15 protein-coding genes are annotated in these 16013 nt (G+C 53.7%); 10 read left to right on the top strand and 5 right to left on the bottom strand.

Features of this window, described 5'->3' with window-relative positions; all coding sequences use genetic code 11:
* Window positions 1-61: 61 nt before the first annotated feature.
* Window positions 62-1036 carry a porphobilinogen synthase gene (hemB, locus tag INF61_RS09665; RefSeq protein WP_015571323.1) on the bottom strand — a complete coding sequence of 325 codons (975 nt, stop codon included), beginning with the start codon at window positions 1034-1036 and terminating at the stop codon, window positions 62-64.
* Between the two features lie 452 nt (window positions 1037-1488).
* On the opposite strand from hemB, the gene INF61_RS09660 reads away from it, so the two are divergent.
* Entirely contained in the window at window positions 1489-4263 is a 2775-nt protein-coding gene (locus INF61_RS09660; protein WP_032652677.1) for an autotransporter outer membrane beta-barrel domain-containing protein, read from the top strand.
* Window positions 4264-4352: 89 nt separating this feature from the next.
* Window positions 4353-4979: a helix-turn-helix domain-containing protein gene (locus INF61_RS09655; protein ID WP_015571320.1), complete on the top strand. Its 627-nt coding sequence runs from the start codon at window positions 4353-4355 to the stop codon at window positions 4977-4979.
* Window positions 4980-4981: 2 nt separating this feature from the next.
* Here INF61_RS09655 and ampH read toward each other — a convergent pair whose 3' ends face one another.
* Window positions 4982-6142, bottom strand: a complete 1161-nt coding sequence (ampH, locus tag INF61_RS09650) for a D-alanyl-D-alanine-carboxypeptidase/endopeptidase AmpH (protein ID WP_003859164.1) — start codon at window positions 6140-6142, stop codon at window positions 4982-4984.
* A 351-nt stretch (window positions 6143-6493) separates the two neighbouring features.
* On the opposite strand from ampH, the gene sbmA reads away from it, so the two are divergent.
* Both sbmA and INF61_RS09640 read left to right on the top strand, forming a co-directional pair.
* Window positions 6494-7714 (top strand): peptide antibiotic transporter SbmA, encoded by a 1221-nt coding sequence (sbmA, locus tag INF61_RS09645; RefSeq protein WP_003859162.1) that lies wholly within the window; start codon window positions 6494-6496, stop codon window positions 7712-7714.
* 12 nt (window positions 7715-7726) lie between these two features.
* Window positions 7727-8824: a DUF1615 domain-containing protein gene (locus INF61_RS09640; RefSeq protein ID WP_193547726.1), complete on the top strand. Its 1098-nt coding sequence runs from the start codon at window positions 7727-7729 to the stop codon at window positions 8822-8824.
* Here INF61_RS09640 and INF61_RS09635 read toward each other — a convergent pair whose 3' ends face one another.
* Window positions 8825-9127 (bottom strand): DUF2755 family protein, encoded by a 303-nt coding sequence (locus INF61_RS09635; RefSeq protein WP_003859159.1) that lies wholly within the window; start codon window positions 9125-9127, stop codon window positions 8825-8827.
* A 248-nt stretch (window positions 9128-9375) separates the two neighbouring features.
* On the opposite strand from INF61_RS09635, the gene INF61_RS09630 reads away from it, so the two are divergent.
* Complete coding sequence (locus tag INF61_RS09630) at window positions 9376-9597, top strand: DUF2754 domain-containing protein (RefSeq protein ID WP_015571318.1); 222 nt, start codon at window positions 9376-9378, stop codon at window positions 9595-9597.
* A 3-nt stretch (window positions 9598-9600) separates the two neighbouring features.
* On the opposite strand, the gene ddlA is transcribed toward INF61_RS09630, so the two are convergent.
* The gene (gene ddlA / locus INF61_RS09625; protein ID WP_193547725.1) at window positions 9601-10698 is read right to left on the bottom strand and encodes a D-alanine--D-alanine ligase; all 1098 of its coding nucleotides are present in this window, start codon (window positions 10696-10698) and stop codon (window positions 9601-9603) included.
* Between the two features lie 103 nt (window positions 10699-10801).
* Here ddlA and INF61_RS09620 point away from each other — a divergent pair, with 103 nt between their 5' ends.
* From INF61_RS09620 to adrA, 5 genes are all read left to right on the top strand, one after another.
* A complete protein-coding gene (locus tag INF61_RS09620; RefSeq protein ID WP_193547724.1) occupies window positions 10802-11485 on the top strand; it encodes an extensin family protein in 684 nt (227 codons plus the stop codon).
* A gap of 169 nt (window positions 11486-11654) precedes the next feature.
* Window positions 11655-12869, top strand: coding sequence for a multidrug efflux MFS transporter (locus tag INF61_RS09615; RefSeq protein WP_015571317.1), 1215 nt, complete (start codon window positions 11655-11657; stop codon window positions 12867-12869).
* Window positions 12870-13077: 208 nt separating this feature from the next.
* On the top strand, window positions 13078-13338 hold the full coding sequence (gene iraP, locus INF61_RS09610; RefSeq protein WP_003859148.1) for an anti-adapter protein IraP: 261 nt from the start codon (window positions 13078-13080) through the stop codon (window positions 13336-13338).
* 294 nt (window positions 13339-13632) lie between these two features.
* Window positions 13633-13953 (top strand): phosphate starvation-inducible protein PsiF, encoded by a 321-nt coding sequence (gene psiF, locus INF61_RS09605; RefSeq protein WP_015571316.1) that lies wholly within the window; start codon window positions 13633-13635, stop codon window positions 13951-13953.
* A 102-nt stretch (window positions 13954-14055) separates the two neighbouring features.
* Window positions 14056-15159 carry a diguanylate cyclase AdrA gene (gene adrA, locus INF61_RS09600; protein ID WP_023296005.1) on the top strand — a complete coding sequence of 368 codons (1104 nt, stop codon included), beginning with the start codon at window positions 14056-14058 and terminating at the stop codon, window positions 15157-15159.
* A gap of 16 nt (window positions 15160-15175) precedes the next feature.
* Here the strand turns inward: adrA and proC are convergent, their stop codons facing one another.
* Window positions 15176-15985: a pyrroline-5-carboxylate reductase gene (gene proC, locus INF61_RS09595; RefSeq protein ID WP_062938210.1), complete on the bottom strand. Its 810-nt coding sequence runs from the start codon at window positions 15983-15985 to the stop codon at window positions 15176-15178.
* Between the last annotated feature and the right edge of the window lie 28 nt (window positions 15986-16013).

The raw sequence follows: 16013 nt of genomic DNA, 5'->3' as shown, positions 1-16013 counted from the left end.
TGAAGATTAGCGCAGAGAGCAGGCCGGGTAAGGCGAAGTCGTTACCCGGCGCTAAAGCGGATTAACGCAGAATTTTCTTCTCAGCCAGATCCAGCGCGAAATAGCTGAAGATCAGATCCGCGCCCGCGCGTTTGATCGCCCCCAGGCTTTCGAGGATCACTTTCTCTTCGTCGATGGCACCCGCCTGCGCGGCGAATTTGATCATCGCGTACTCGCCGCTCACCTGGTAGGCGCCCAGCGGCAGTTCGGTGCGTTCGCGAATGTCGCGCAGGATATCCAGGTATGCGCCAGCTGGTTTCACCATCAGGCAGTCAGCGCCCTGGGCTTCATCCAGCAGAGACTCACGAATCGCTTCGCGGCGGTTCAGCGGGTTCATCTGATAGGTTTTACGATCTCCTTTCAGCGCCGTGCCGGCTGCTTCACGGAACGGACCGTAGAAAGAGGAGGCGAATTTGGTGGAATAGGACATGATGGCGGTGTCGGTGAAGCCCGCAGCGTCCAGCGCCTGACGGATCGCCTGTACCTGCCCATCCATTGCCGCAGAAGGCGCAATGAAATCCGCACCCGCAGCGGCGGCAACTACCGCCTGCTTGCCCAGATTCAGCAGGGTCGCATCGTTGTCCACGCCGTGATCGCACAGCACACCGCAGTGGCCATGAGAGGTGTATTCGCAGAAGCAGGTATCGGACATGACGATCATCTCCGGCACACTCTCTTTGCAGATGCGCGACATGCGGGCGACGAGGCCGTCTTCTTTCCAGGCATCACTGCCGGTCGCGTCAGTGTGGTGGGAGATACCGAACGTCATTACCGAGCGGATGCCCGCATTCGCGATGCGTTCGATCTCGCGGGCCAGATGCTTTTCAGGAATGCGCATCACGCCCGGCATCGCGTCGATGGCTTTGTAGTCATCGATCTCTTCTTCAACAAAAATCGGCAACACCAGATCGTTTAAGGTCAGTGTTGTCTCTTCAAACATGGCGCGCAGTGCGGGAGACTTGCGCAGGCGACGGGGACGTGCAATTAAATCGGTCATGGTATGCCTGATGTTTGTGGAACAAAGAGGTATAGTGTACCTGAAAGCGGGGAGCGGTGTTTTACTAAAGTTGTCTTTTAGATTTTCGAAATCGACTAATATTCGCTGTATGTATTTTGTCTATATTATAAAACTTATTATGGTGTTCAGCGTGGTGTTTAATATTGGTGAGGTTTCTATGTTGGTTCGGGATTATAAATATAAATGATTTATTGCTTTTTATTATATGTGCCGAAGCAACTAAAGTGGTTTGCAATCAGTTGAATTTATAATATTTATTCATAATGATTGATATTGCCCTGGGTTTACAAGCTTATTTGTCTGAATACGGACTTAATGGAATCATTCATTGAACCTTTTCGAAGTGAAACTGCATAATTCCTTCCGCAATTTAATGTTGCTAAATGATTTGATGGACAAACTTGCTTACGTCCCTGAGGAGGGATGACCCAATGCAAACATGGAAAAAGAAACTGGTTGTATCACAACTTGCATTAGCCTGCACACTGGCTATCGCTTCTCAGGCCAATGCGAAAGATATATCCGGCACAACATATAATACTTTTGGCTATGACAATACCGCGTCCACGCCCTGGTATTATGGTTATGCTGACTGGGATTATTCAGATGCCACACATGATGGTGACATTTATCCAGTCATCAATAAATCAACCGTAAACGGAGTTATTTCGACATACTATCTGGATGATGGTGTCAATGGCCGTGCGAACGCGTTGAGTATTTCTAACAGCACCATTAACGGCATGATCACGTCAGAGTGTATGACCACGACGTGTGCAGATGGTGTGGATACTGACGGTACCACTCATACCCAGTATGATCGTTTTAGCCTGACTGTTGATAACTCCACCATCAACGATACCTACGAGCATTACGCCTACGATGTCGTCAATGGTGAAACCACTGAAACGCATTATCTGGACACCTATGGTCTGGGTAACGCGATCACGCTGGACGTTGAATCTGACATCGTTATTCAGAACAACTCCCATATCGCGGGCATCACGCTGACGCAGGGTTATCAGGAGCTGGATAACACGCCATACGACGGTGTTGAAGGCGTTGCTAACAGCAGCAATATCTTTACCGATACGCTGGTGGTGAAAGATTCTGTGCTGACCTCTGGTGCGTACAGCGATCTGGGTACCAGTGGCTTCTACGGTCAAACGGCGAAGCCGAGCGACTACGGTGAAACCAACGCCACGGCTGCGGATGATGCGGCGCTGATCGTTGTTGCTGGCGCGTCTGATAACGCTATGCAGACCACCGCTACCTTCGATCACTCTACCATTACCGGCGACATCCTTTTCGCCAGCACCTTTGATAACAACTTCTACGAGAATGGCGATCCGGCAACGGATACCACCGATGACGGCGTCTATAACCCAACTACCAACGGCTGGGATGATACCGACAAGCTGGATGTCACGCTGACCAACGGCAGTAAATGGGTGGGTGCCGCGCAGTCCAGCGTTGAAGCCATCGGCACGGCGCAGATGTATGGTGAAGGCTACAGCGATGTAGACTGGCACACGCTTTCTCCAAACAGCATCTGGCCTGATTCTACCTTTGACAGCAACGGTCATGTTGCAGGTGAAGAAGTTTATCAGAGCGGCCTGTTCAACGTGGCGCTGGATAACGGTTCCGAGTGGGATACCCGTAAGATCTCCAACATCGACGCGCTGACGGTGAACAACCAGTCTCAGGTCAATGTTGAAAACTCCGGCCTGCTGGCAGATTCCATCACCCTGACCAATGCGTCTAGCCTGAATATTGGCGACAGCGGTGGTGTGGCTACCGACAGCCTGTATCTGGATAGCTACAGCCGTGCTGCACTCACTGAAGAGACAGCTGAGCTGTATGCCAACACCATTACCGTGGACAACGGTGCAGAGCTGGCGCTGGGTCTGGGACAGGTTGATACGCACAATATGGTGCTGACCGATGGCGGTGTGCTTAACGTTGCCAGCCGTGATTATGTGCTGAACAGCGACCTGAACAACGCACGCTATATCACCAACGATCGCTCTAAAGCGGATTACGACTATGGTGTTGTCGCGCTGAACTCTGACGGCCATCTGGCGGTGAACGGTGACGTTGCCGGTAACTATAAAGTGCGCATCGACGATGCGACCGGCGCAGGCTCCGTAGCTGACTACGAAAACAAAGAGATCGTTCGCGTCTATGACAATAACGCGGATACCGCTGCCAGCTTTACTGCGGCAAACAAAGCTGATTTAGGTGCATACACCTATCAGGCGCAGCAGAAGGGCGACACCGTTGTTCTCCAGCAGGAAGAGCTGACTGATTACGCCAATATGGCGCTGAGCATTCCTTCTGCTAATACCAACATCTGGAATCTGCAACAGGATACCGTGGGTACCCGTCTGACCAACAGCCGTCATGGCCTGGCAGATAACGGCGGCGCATGGGTGAGCTATTTCGGCGGCAACTTTGACGCGGATAATGGCACCGTTAGCTACGATCAGGACGTAAGCGGCATTATGGTAGGTCTGGATACTCAGATCGACGGTAATAACGCGAAGTGGATTGTCGGTGGTGCGGCTGGTTTCGCGAAGGGTGATATCAGCGATCGTACTGGTCAGGTCGATCAGGACAGCCAGACTGCGATGATCTACGCGTCGGCGAAGTTCATGAACGACATCTTCCTCGACAGCTCCCTGAGCTACACCCGCTTCAACAACGACCTCTCTGCTACCATGAGCAACGGTCAGTATGTTGACGGTAATACCACGACTGACGCCGTTGGTTTCGGGATGAAACTGGGCTATGACTGGAAACCAAACCTGTCTGGCTACGTCACGCCTTACGCGGCGATCTCTGGCCTGTTCCAGTCCGGTGATGACTACCAGCTAAGCAACGACATGCGTATCGATGGTCAGTCTTACGACAGTATGCGTTATGAACTCGGCGTGGATGCAGGTTATACCTTCAACTACGGCGGCGAGCAGGCATTAACGCCTTACTTCAAACTGGCTTACGTGTATGACGATGCCGACAACAATGCTGATATCAACAATGACAGCATTGATAACGGCGTGGAAGGCTCTGCGGTTCGCGTGGGACTGGGCACTCAGTTCAGCTTCACGAAAAACTTCAGTGCTTACACTGATGCGACTTATCTGGGCGGCGGCGACGTTGACCAGAACTGGGGAGCAAACCTGGGTGTGAAATACACCTGGTAATATAGAAAGCGCGGGGGATTTTTCCCCCGCTTTTTTATGTGTTTTAAAAATTATAAAGAACCGACATATACAGATGACTTGAGGTATGCATGAACGTTAATGCGAAGCCACTTTCTGAATTAAGCCGGCTCATAAAGTGTCTGGAAGTCGCCGGTACCCCATTTAAGATCGAACCACAACAATTAATAACTACCGGCAATAATGATGATGAACCATTGACCGTTGTCATACAATCCGGCCTGACGGCCGTCCACCGTAAATCAGACGAATTACTTATGGGTATTGCGCGGGCACCGTATATCCACGGTTTAAGCGCATGGATAAATGAAAACTATCTTGAATATTCTTTGATGGCACAGACGCCTTGTACCGGATTTTATTTACCGGCATCTGACGCGTACCAGCTTATTCAGGACGCGCAACTTTGGCAAGAGGCTTTCTGCTGGCTGTCATGGCTTAACCATTTATTGGGAAAACGTGACATGCAATTGGTCGGAAATAATTCCTATAGCCAAATCCGGGCGATGCTGATCAATATGGCCGAGTGGGATGACACGCTACGTTCAAAAATTGGTGTTATGAATCATATTCAGCGTAGCACTCGTATTTCTCGTTCGGTCGTTGCTGAGGTTCTGGCGGCGCTGCGACAGGGGAACTACATCAATATGAGCCGGGGCAAACTGATCAGTATCAACCGTTTGCCCACGGACTATTGAGATCAGTTAGAGGCCGTAAGCACCTGCGCTTTATTGGCGCTCAGCTCGGCCACCAGATTATTTACGCCATCACTCATATTCACGAAGCGTGTATTTGGCGACCGGGTGACCACCACAAAAGCGCCTACGTTTGATTGCGGAATCATCGCCATGTAGGTGATGAACCCGCCACCTCCACCGGTTTTTTGAATAATCCCCGGTCGGCCATCTTTTGGCGCCATATACACCCAGCCCATGCCGAGGGCATCGGCTTTACCTGGAACATCCATGCCAATGACGCGTCGTAGCTGAGCACGCTGGTAGATGAGCGTCTGCATTCGGTCGGCCTGATTGCTGCGCGCGTAAAAATCCGATGAGAGGAACTGTTGCATCCAGCGCATCATGTCGCCAGGCGTAGAGTAAACGCCACCGCTGCCAATGGCGGCCAGCGTGTTATTGCACGGGCTGGCCCCTTTTTCCGCCACCATCAGACGCTTGCACTGGTCCGGGGAGGGGGTGTAAGTGGTATCTTTCATCCCGAGCGGACGCGTGATCTGCTCTTCAAACAGTTGAGGGTAGGGCTTACCCGACGCCGTCGCTAAAGCGTCGGCCAGCAGATCAAACGCCAGGTTAGAATAGCCGGCCTGCGAGCCCGGGGCCGATTTCAGGGTTGCTGTGCTCAGGTAGTTCCAGCGTTGCTCGCGGGTTGGCCAGACAAAGACAGGGCGATGCGCAGCGCCACCGGGCTGTTCTCGCGGCAGGGCGCTGGTATGGGTCGCCAGATTCACCAGTCTGATCGGCGTTCCCTGATATGTCGGAACGCGAGCGCCGGGCGGTGCATATTTGCTGAGTGGATCGTCGAGTTTCACCACGCCCTGATCGAGCAGTTTCACCAGCATTTCGCTGGTCATCAGCTTGGTTATCGATGCGACACGGATAACGGAATCCAGCTGCGGACGAACGTTATTTCCCGGTCGTGTTTCACCGAAGCTGCGAAACACCCGCTGGTTACCGTCGATCACGACCAGCGCCATTCCCGTCGCACCGCTGCCGTAATAAATAAGGTTCGCGTAGCGATCGGCAATGTCAGAGGCCAGAACCGGGGCCGTCAGAGGCTGTGCTGCCTGGGCGGTGGACAGGCTCACCGCACACAGCGCGGCGATAGAGAGCAGACAACGTTTCAACGAAAAGCATCCATCAAGTGAATAAGGAAAGTTACGGGTAGTTATACTACTAATCGGCGTCGGGCAATGGCCCGATTTGCATAACGATAGCGAGAAAAACGTAACCGTGGGTAAATTTGAACAATTTACTTGCGGCGTGGCTCCCATTTTGTGACATCGACCGTATGATAGACGCTACGATCGCTGTTGCGAATGAAACGCACCGAAACAATTCCTGAAAACTGTGAAGCGAACTAATAATTCACCCGCAGGTCTCACTTTTTTGCCTGAGCCGGGAGGCTGGCACAGGCAAGGTTTCGTGTGGCGATATGTTGAACACAGCAACAGCCATAACAACAAGAAGGAAGCACAATGTTTAAGTCTTTTTTCCCAAAGCCGGGGCCCTTTTTCCTGTCGGCATTTATTTGGGCACTGCTGGCTGTCATTTTCTGGCAGGCCGGTGGCGGCGCGTGGCTGACCCGTCTTACGGGGGCAACGGGCGATATTCCCATTAGCGCAGCGCGCTTCTGGTCCATGAGCTATCTGCTTTTCTACGCTTATTACGTGCTCTGCGTAGGGCTTTTCGCCATGTTCTGGTTCGTCTATTCTCCTCACCGCTGGCAATACTGGTCGATTCTCGGCACGTCGTTAATCATCTTTGTCACCTGGTTCCTGGTGGAAGTGGGCGTAGCGGTCAATGCCTGGTATGCGCCGTTTTACGATCTGATCCAGACGGCGCTGAGTTCGCCGCATAAAGTGACCATTAACCAGTTCTACCATGAGGTGGGGATCTTCCTCGGCATCGCCCTCATCGCCGTGGTGATTGGCGTGATGAATAACTTTTTCGTCAGCCACTATGTATTCCGCTGGCGTACCGCGATGAACGAACACTATATGGCGCACTGGCAGCACCTGCGGCATATCGAAGGTGCCGCACAGCGTGTGCAGGAAGACACCATGCGTTTTGCCTCTACTCTGGAAGATATGGGCGTGAGCTTTATCAACGCCATCATGACGCTGATCGCCTTCCTGCCGGTGCTGGTGACGCTCTCGTCGCACGTTCCGGAGCTGCCGATTGTCGGCCATCTGCCATACGGCCTGGTGATTGCTGCGATTGTCTGGTCGCTGATGGGAACGGGGCTGCTGGCGGTGGTGGGGATCAAGCTGCCGGGGCTGGAGTTTAAAAACCAGCGCGTGGAAGCGGCCTACCGTAAAGAACTGGTGTATGGCGAAGACGATGCCAACCGTGCGTCACCGCCTACCGTGCGTGAGCTGTTCGGCGCCGTACGTCGTAACTATTTCCGCCTCTATTTCCATTACATGTATTTCAATATCGCGCGCATTCTTTATCTTCAGGTTGATAACGTTTTCGGGTTGTTCCTGCTGTTCCCGTCCATCGTTGCGGGTACGATTACGCTCGGTCTGATGACCCAAATCACCAACGTCTTTGGTCAGGTTCGCGGTTCGTTCCAGTATCTGATCAGCTCCTGGACTACGCTGGTGGAGCTGATGTCCATCTACAAACGTTTACGCAGTTTCGAGCGTGAGCTGGACGATAAGGACGTGCAGGAAGTCACCCATACATTAGGTTAAAAAGGAATTGCTATGCCATTTGCCGTACCACGTGCATTACCGCTGACGTTACTCGCCGCTTTTGTGCTGGCGGGCTGTGCCGAAAAAGGGGCTGCCCCGCTCAAAGAAGGGGAGAAGCCCGTTGATGTGGCGAGCGTGGTGCGGCAAAAGATGCCCGCCAGCGTGAAGGATCGCAGTGAGTGGGCTGATGCGCTGGCAGCGACCTTCAAAAGCCAGAAGATCGCGCCTACCGAGGAGAATATCTGCTCGGTGCTCGCGGTGGCGCAGCAGGAATCGATGTATCAGTCAGATCCTGTAGTGCCTGGCCTGAACAAAATCGCCTGGAAGGAGATCGACCACCGGGCCGAATCGATGCATATCCCGGTTTTCCTGGTGCATACCGCCCTTAAAATCACCTCGCCAAACGGTAAAAGCTACAGTGAACGGCTGGATACGGTGAAAACCGAGAAACAGCTTAGCGCCATTTTCGATGATTTCATCAATATGGTGCCGATGGGGCAGAAGCTGTTTGGCTCACTGAATCCGGTGCATACCGGCGGTCCGATGCAGGTCAGTATCGCATTTGCGGAAAAGCATACCGACGGCTATCCGTGGGATATCGACGGTACGGTACGTCAGGAGGTCTTCTCCCTGCGCGGTGGGCTGTGGTTTGGGACATATCACCTGCTGAATTATCCGGCCAACTACGATAAACCGCTGTATCGCTTTGCCGACTTTAACGCGGGCTGGTATGCCAGCCGAAATGCAGCCTTCCAGAATGCGGTAAGCCGCGCCAGCGGTGTGAAGCTCGCTTTGGACGGCGATCTCATTGCTTACGGCAGCAGTGAGGCCGGGACTACCGAACGTGCGGTGCGAAAACTCTCGACGAAGCTGGAGATGAGCAATAGCGACATTCGCCGACAGCTGGAGAAGGGCGATAGCCTGGCGTTTGAGAAAACGGATCTGTATAAGCAGGTCTTTGCGCTGGCCGAGAAGAAAAGTGGGAAGGCATTACCCAGAGCCATTTTGCCAGGCATTCAGCTGGAAAGCCCGAAGATCACGCGTAACCTGACGACCGCCTGGTTCGCGAAACGCGTGGACGATCGTCGGGCACGCTGTATGGGACTGTAATCAGTGGCGGTTGCGCCAGCGCAGGACAAGGGCAATCACGCCCAGAACCATGCTGCCCGCGAGGAAGGGAATGAGGCCAAATACGGTGCTCACGCCTAAACCGATTTCAACGCGCGGGCGGCCTGTATCCTGCACCTGCATCAGATGCTCATACACGCCAGGGGCATGCACCAGCATATTCAGCAGTTGGGTTCCTGCCCAGAAACAAAACAGAACAAACAGGGCATAGGCAATATTCCCCGCCGTGGAGGTTTTTGGTTGTTTTCCGCCAAAAATCGGTTTCGACAATGTAAAGTCTGCCATAAGACCTCCCGATAATATCACTCTGTTTTAATACGCGTCGTACAGGGTGAGTGTGACAGGTCATAGCATTTGTCAATATCAGAATCGTGGGAAATTCGGCTCAGGATTTCTCCTGGATTGTCGATTTCTGCATCACGTCACAAATTGATAACATAAGTGAAACTGCGCTGCATTTCAGAGTTTACGTATCCGCCACAGACGCCATTATCAAACTGTGAGAGGATAGTTTTTTTTCTGCCGGAGTTGTCATGAAGCTCACTTCCAAATTACGCCGTGACTGGCATTACTACGCCTTTGCGATCGGGCTGATCTTTATTCTCAACGGTGTTGTCGGGCTGCTGGGATTTGAAGCGAAAGGCTGGCAAACCTATGCGGTTGGGCTGGTAACCTGGGTAATCAGTTTCTGGCTGGCGGGATTTATTATCCGCCGTCGTCCCGATGAGACGACGACGGCAGAGAAAGCTGACTAAGCGTTAGTTAACGGAACTTTTCAGGGCGCTGTCAGCGGCGTGGCGCTCCAGTGCCAGTTCAATCAGGCGGGTGATCAGTTCCGGATAGCTTATCCCGCTGGCCTGCCACAGCTTCGGGTACATGCTGATATTGGTAAAGCCCGGCAGAGTGTTGATTTCGTTAATCACCACCTCGTTATCCGGCGTCAGAAACACGTCGACGCGCGCCATCCCACAGCATCCCAGCGCCTGATAGGCTTCAACGGCGATCGCCCGGATCTTGTCGTTAACGTCGGGATCGATCGCGGCGGGAACCACAACCTGGGCACCTTTATCGTCAATATATTTGGTGTCGTAGGAATAGAAGTCACTGTTCAGTACCACTTCACCACAGGTACTCGCCTGCGGGAAGTCGTTGCCCAGTACGGCGCACTCAATTTCACGACCGTTAATTCCCTGCTCAACCACCACCTTATGGTCAAACTCAAAGGCCAGACGAACGGCATCGTTAAACTGCGCTTCGCTGGTGACTTTGCTGACGCCGACGGACGAGCCCTGATTCGCCGGTTTCACAAACAGCGGCAGGCCGAGTTGCGCCTGGATCTGCGCGAAGCTGTGTTTATCGCGGTTGGCGCGAGTGAGCGTCACGAACGGCGCAATATTCAGACCGGCGTCGCGCAGGAGACGTTTTGTGACGTCTTTATCCATGCAGGCGGCAGAGCCCAGCACATCGGAACCGACAAACGGCAGGTTCGCCATCCGCAACATGCCTTGCAGAGAGCCGTCTTCGCCCAGCGTGCCGTGAACGATAGGGAACACTACGTCAATCTGTACCAGCGCCTGCGCGTTCCCGGCATCGATAAGCTGTCCCTGTTCCACGCCTGGAACCGTTGCGACGCTGACATCAGAAGGATTAAGGGCAATGTGCGCCGGATCGTCAGCGTGTAACAGATACTGGCTGGCATCGTTAACATGCCACTGGCCCTGTTTATCAATGCCCAGCAGCACCACGTCAAAACGGCTTTTATCAATCGCATCAACGATATTTTTAGCCGATTGCAATGACACCTCGTGCTCTGCCGATTTTCCCCCAAAGACAATACCTACGCGCTGCTTTGCCATCTCACTCTCTTCCAGTCTGACGAAAAGCCCATAACATACCACGATGCCCGGCGGGTTTCGCGGCCTTCTGCCATAATGTTTTGGGGATGCTGAAGGGGGGCGCGTGAAAGGAAAAGGTCTGCTTATTCTTATTGTTATTGCCGGGATCGCCATGGTGGGCTACTGCTGGTTGCCGCCGTATTACAATCCTTTCGTGCCGCTTACGCTTGACGATCCGCCCGGAAAAATAACCCAGTTTAAACTTCGACGTTTAACACCGCAGGCATGCGAAAGCCTGTTAGCGCAGGCGAATCAACGCCAGCTTATCCGTACCCAGGCTGTCGCTGACAGCGCCGGTGAGTGTCCGCTGAGTAACGTGGTGCGCGTGCGCGATTTTGGCCCGGTGAGCCTGAACAGCAGCTTTCTGGCCAGTTGTCCGCTGGCGTTAAGTTCGGCGCTGTTTGTCAGCCAGCAGGCCCGACCGCTCACCAAAACCTGGACCGGAAGCGAGCTTACGCGTATTGAACATCTGGGCAGCTTCGCCTGCCGCAATATCTACAGCCGCCCGGATGCGCGGCGCAGCGAACATGCCACGGCGGATGCGCTGGATATCAGCGCTTTCAGGCTGGCAAATGGACAGCGCGTTACCGTCCTGAACGGCTGGAAAGCGGAAAAGACGCAGCCCTGGCTACAGGCCCTGCTCTCGGCAAGCTGTGGCTATTACGGTAACGGTCTGGGGCCGGACTATAATGCCGCCCATGCCAACCATTTCCATCTGGGGATGCGCGGCTATGGATTATGTCGATGAAGCATAATCTTCCGCCAAAAATTGGATAAATTGTGACTTATTTCACAAATATGATGACTGGGAAGATAAAACGCCAAAGTCTGCAAGGCCGCATCTCTGGCGCTATGTCATTGCGCGTAACTTGCTAATCTGTCGGCGAATTCGCCTAAAAATGAAGACTATTTCTGTTATGGAATCCTGGAAAGTTAATCTCATTTCAGTCTGGTTCGGCTGCTTCTTCACCGGACTGGCTATCAGCCAGATATTGCCCTTCCTGCCGCTGTATGTATCGCAGCTGGGAGTGACTTCCCATGAAGCGCTCTCGATGTGGTCCGGCCTGACGTTCAGCGTGACGTTTCTGGTCTCCGCCATTGTGTCGCCGATGTGGGGCAGCCTGGCGGATCGCAAGGGGCGCAAGTTGATGCTGCTCCGCGCCTCGCTGGGGATGGCGATAGCCATTTTGCTCCAGGCCTTCGCCACCAACGTCTGGCAGCTGTTTATTCTGCGGGCGATAATGGGGCTGACCTCCGGTTACATTCCGAATGCCATGGCGCTGGTGGCCTCACAGGTACCGCGTGAGCGAAGCGGCTGGGCGCTCAGCACGCTTTCCACGGCCCAGATCAGCGGGGTCATTGGCGGCCCGCTGCTCGGCGGCTTCCTGGCGGACCATGTCGGGCTGCGTGCGGTCTTTATCATTACCGCGATCCTGCTAACGATCAGCTTTCTGGTCACCCTTTTTCTGATTAAAGAGGGCGGGCGGCCTGTTGTCAGTAAATCCGAACGCTTGAGCGGAAAAGCGGTTTTCGCCTCGCTGCCTTATCCTGGCCTGATGATTAGCCTCTTTGTGACGACGATGGTGATCCAGCTCTGTAACGGTTCGGTAGGGCCGATTCTGGCGCTGTTTATCAAGTCGATGGCGCCGGACAGCAGCAACATTGCTTTTCTGAGCGGGATGATTGCCGCGGTGCCGGGCGTGTCGGCGCTGATGTCTGCTCCGCGTCTGGGGAAACTGGGCGACAGGATCGGTACGGCACGTATTCTGATGGCAACGCTCATCATTGCGGTGATCCTTTTCTTTGCCATGTCATTCGTCACCACACCTCTTCAGCTCGGCATACTGCGCTTCCTGCTTGGCTTCGCAGATGGCGCCATGCTGCCCGCTGTTCAGACGCTGCTGGTGAAATATTCCAGTGACCAGGTAACCGGCCGCATTTTTGGCTACAACCAGTCGTTCATGTATTTAGGCAACGTAGCAGGCCCGCTTATCGGCGCCTCGGTCTCGGCGATGGCGGGTTTCCGCTGGGTATTTGCCGCGACGGCGGTGGTGGTCCTGCTGAATATTATTCAACTGGCCTTTGCCTTGCGACGCCGCAGGCGAATCGCTGAGGCAAAGTCGGCCCGGTAAACACGATAATATATTATTTATTCTTATGAACGCCGCATTTTTATATAACGAAATGCGGCGCCTTTCTTTCAGGAAAACGTTTCGCTTTCGCGCTGAAATATCTTTTTTGGCAGCGATGTCACTTTTGCATAAGATAAAGCCAATCCATGCTTTTCATTATTCAGAGAGGGTGTTAATTTCAGGGGAAATCACATAAGGAAATAGCACCATGAAAAATCTCATTGCTGAGTTGTTGGTTAAGCTTGCCCAAAAGGAAGAAGAGTCGAAAGAGCTGGTTGCCCAGGTCGAGGCGCTGGAAATCGTTGTGACGGCGCTGCTGCGACAGATGGCAAAACCGGAGCAGGAGGCGTTGATCGACAACGTTGAAGGCGCGCTGGAAAAAGCGCGTCCTGATTCCCAGGTGCCTGCGGAAGATGCGGAGCTGCTTCAGCAATACGTAAAGAAGCTTTTAAGGCATCCTCGCAGCTAACCTGTCTGAGGTGAAATGACGTGTCACAGAATTGTCATGCAGGATGCCTGGCGTCGCTCTGTTTTTATTTTTACACATTTATGCAGGGAAAATTAAATTGAGACAGAGCACACCTTTCACCGCATAATTTCTGTTATTAATTACCGCCTCCCCCCCGGCGAAACCGGTTAATGAATATTATGCCGATACAGGGCTGAAATAACCGCAGAGCCCGGCGAAAATCAGAGTCGCAGGGTGGTTTTTTTCCCGTAACGAGCCAGACTTAACGTGGAACTTCACATAAAGGATGGTGCAATGAAAACAACAATACTGGTTACCCTGCTCTCTGGCCTGTGTCTGATCGCCTCAGCACACGCGGAAGAGAAAACGTTAACGCCCCAGCAGCAGCGCATGACGACCTGTAACCAACAGGCGACATCGCAAAGCCTGAAAGGGGATGCCCGTAAAACGTACATGAGCGACTGCCTTAAAAATGGTGCGGCTAAACCCGGTGAAAAAAGCCTGACCCCACAGCAGCAAAAAATGCGTGAGTGCAACGCCCAGGCGACACAGCAGATGCTGAAAGGCGACGATCGCAGCAAGTTTATGAGCGCGTGCCTCAAAAAACAGGCGTAGTGCTAACGGGTGAGTCACGGCTGTGGCTCACCCAAAATTTCATACTTTCCCCGCTAACCCCCTCTCTATAATTTGGGAAAATGTTTCAGAATATTCCCAAAAATGATGAATGATGAGTTTTATGACAATCACGAGAACATTCGGGAAGCGTGGCACCAGCAGCTTTCTCAGGATGATTCATACCGTTCCGGTCTGCGATTTGCCCGGCGAATACGGCTGGCACGCATCGTTGGTCTGGCGGCGCTATTTGTTCCGCTTGCCAGCGTCCTGGTGAGCCAGTTTCTTTCCGGCGTCTGGTGGTTATTGCTGGTGGGCTGGGTCTTTGTCTGGCCCCATCTGGCCTGGCAGCTGGCTTTTCGTTCGGCTGAACCCCACAGCAGTGAAATTGTTAATCTGAAAATCGATGCCATTATTGCCGGTGTCTGGATGGGGCTAACAGGGTTCAATGCGCTACCAACGGCGGCGCTGATCGTGATGATCGGCATGAATATGATGGGATCGGGGGGATGCCGGTTATTTCTGACAGGACTCGCGCTACTTGCCCTGTCTGCCCTGTTGACCGTGCAATCCACGGGTACTCCTGTGGTATTGACCTCTGAACCGCTGGCGTTGTGGCTGACGCTCCCCGTGCTGGTGGTCTACCCCATACTGTTTGCCTGGCTCAGCCACCGCACGGCGATCCGTCTGGCAGAGCATAAGCGTCGGCTTGAGCTGATGAGTACCCGCGACGGAATGACCGGCGTATTCAATCGCCGTCACTGGGAAACGCTGCTGCGTAACGAATTTGAGGCCTGCCGTCGAAGCCATCGACAGGCGACGATACTGCTCATCGATATCGATCACTTCAAGACGATCAACGACACCTGGGGGCATGACGTGGGGGATGAAGCGATTGTCGCCATCACGCGCCAGCTTCAGCTGACCCTGCGCTCAGGCGATTATATTGGCCGTTTTGGCGGGGATGAGTTCGCGGTGATCATGTCCGGCACGCCTGCCGACAGCGCGATTGCAGCGATGTCGCGCGTCCACGAACGGCTGGTCAACATGCCGCTGCACGGAGCACCTATGGCGAGGTTGTGTATCAGCGTTGGGGTTGCCCCCTGGGGGGCGCAGTTCACCCACTATCGTGAATGGCTAAAGGCGGCGGACGTGGCCCTCTATAAAGCCAAAAATGCCGGACGGGGCCGCACCGAAGTGGCCGCCTGACGCCCGGCGTAGCGCATCAGGACTTACTGAGCTTCTCTGATTTTTCCATGCATTTTTCCATCGCCTCGATCACGGCGGAGCGGAACCCGCGATCTTCCAGCACGCGCACGGCTTCAATGGTTGTGCCCGCCGGTGAGCACACCATATCTTTCAGTTCGCCCGGATGTTTACCCGTTTCCAGCACCATTTTGGCCGAACCCATCACCGCCTGCGCTGCAAATTTGTAGGCCTGCGCGCGCGGCATTCCACCCAGTACGGCGGCATCGGCCATGGCTTCGATAAACATAAAGACATACGCCGGGGCAGAGCCGCTCACGCCGACTACCGGGTGGATCATCGGTTCGGCAATCACTTCCGCTTCGCCGAAGCAGCGGAAAATATTCAGTACATCCGCCACGTCTTCAGATGTGACCAGCGCGTTCGGGGTAACGGATGTCATACCGGCATTCACCAGCGACGGGGTGTTTGGCATGGCGCGAACAATCTTACGGTCGTGGCCCAGCGCGCGGGCGAGCTGATCGAGGGTCACGCCTGCGGCAATCGATACCACCAGGGTCTCTTTGTTAAGGCTGGAGGTGATCTCGCTCAGGACTTTAATCATGATATTCGGCTTAACGGCGCCAAAGACAATATCCGCCACCTGAGCCACGTCCTGTGCGCTTTCGGCAGCGTTGACACCATACTCATCACGCAGCGCCGCGACTTTATCCGGGGATGGGGTATAGACCCAAATCTGCCCCGGCAGCACCTGCCCGCTGGCAATCAGTCCGCCGAGGATAGCTTTGCCCATATTTCCGCAGCCGATAAACCCGATTTTCTTATCCATCACGTCTCTCCGTTATTATGCGTTGTTA

This window comes from Enterobacter cloacae complex sp. P18RS (genome assembly GCF_014982105.1).
Lineage (GTDB): Bacteria > Pseudomonadota > Gammaproteobacteria > Enterobacterales > Enterobacteriaceae > Enterobacter > Enterobacter hormaechei_C.
This window is presented reverse-complemented; position numbering and strand designations above follow the sequence as displayed.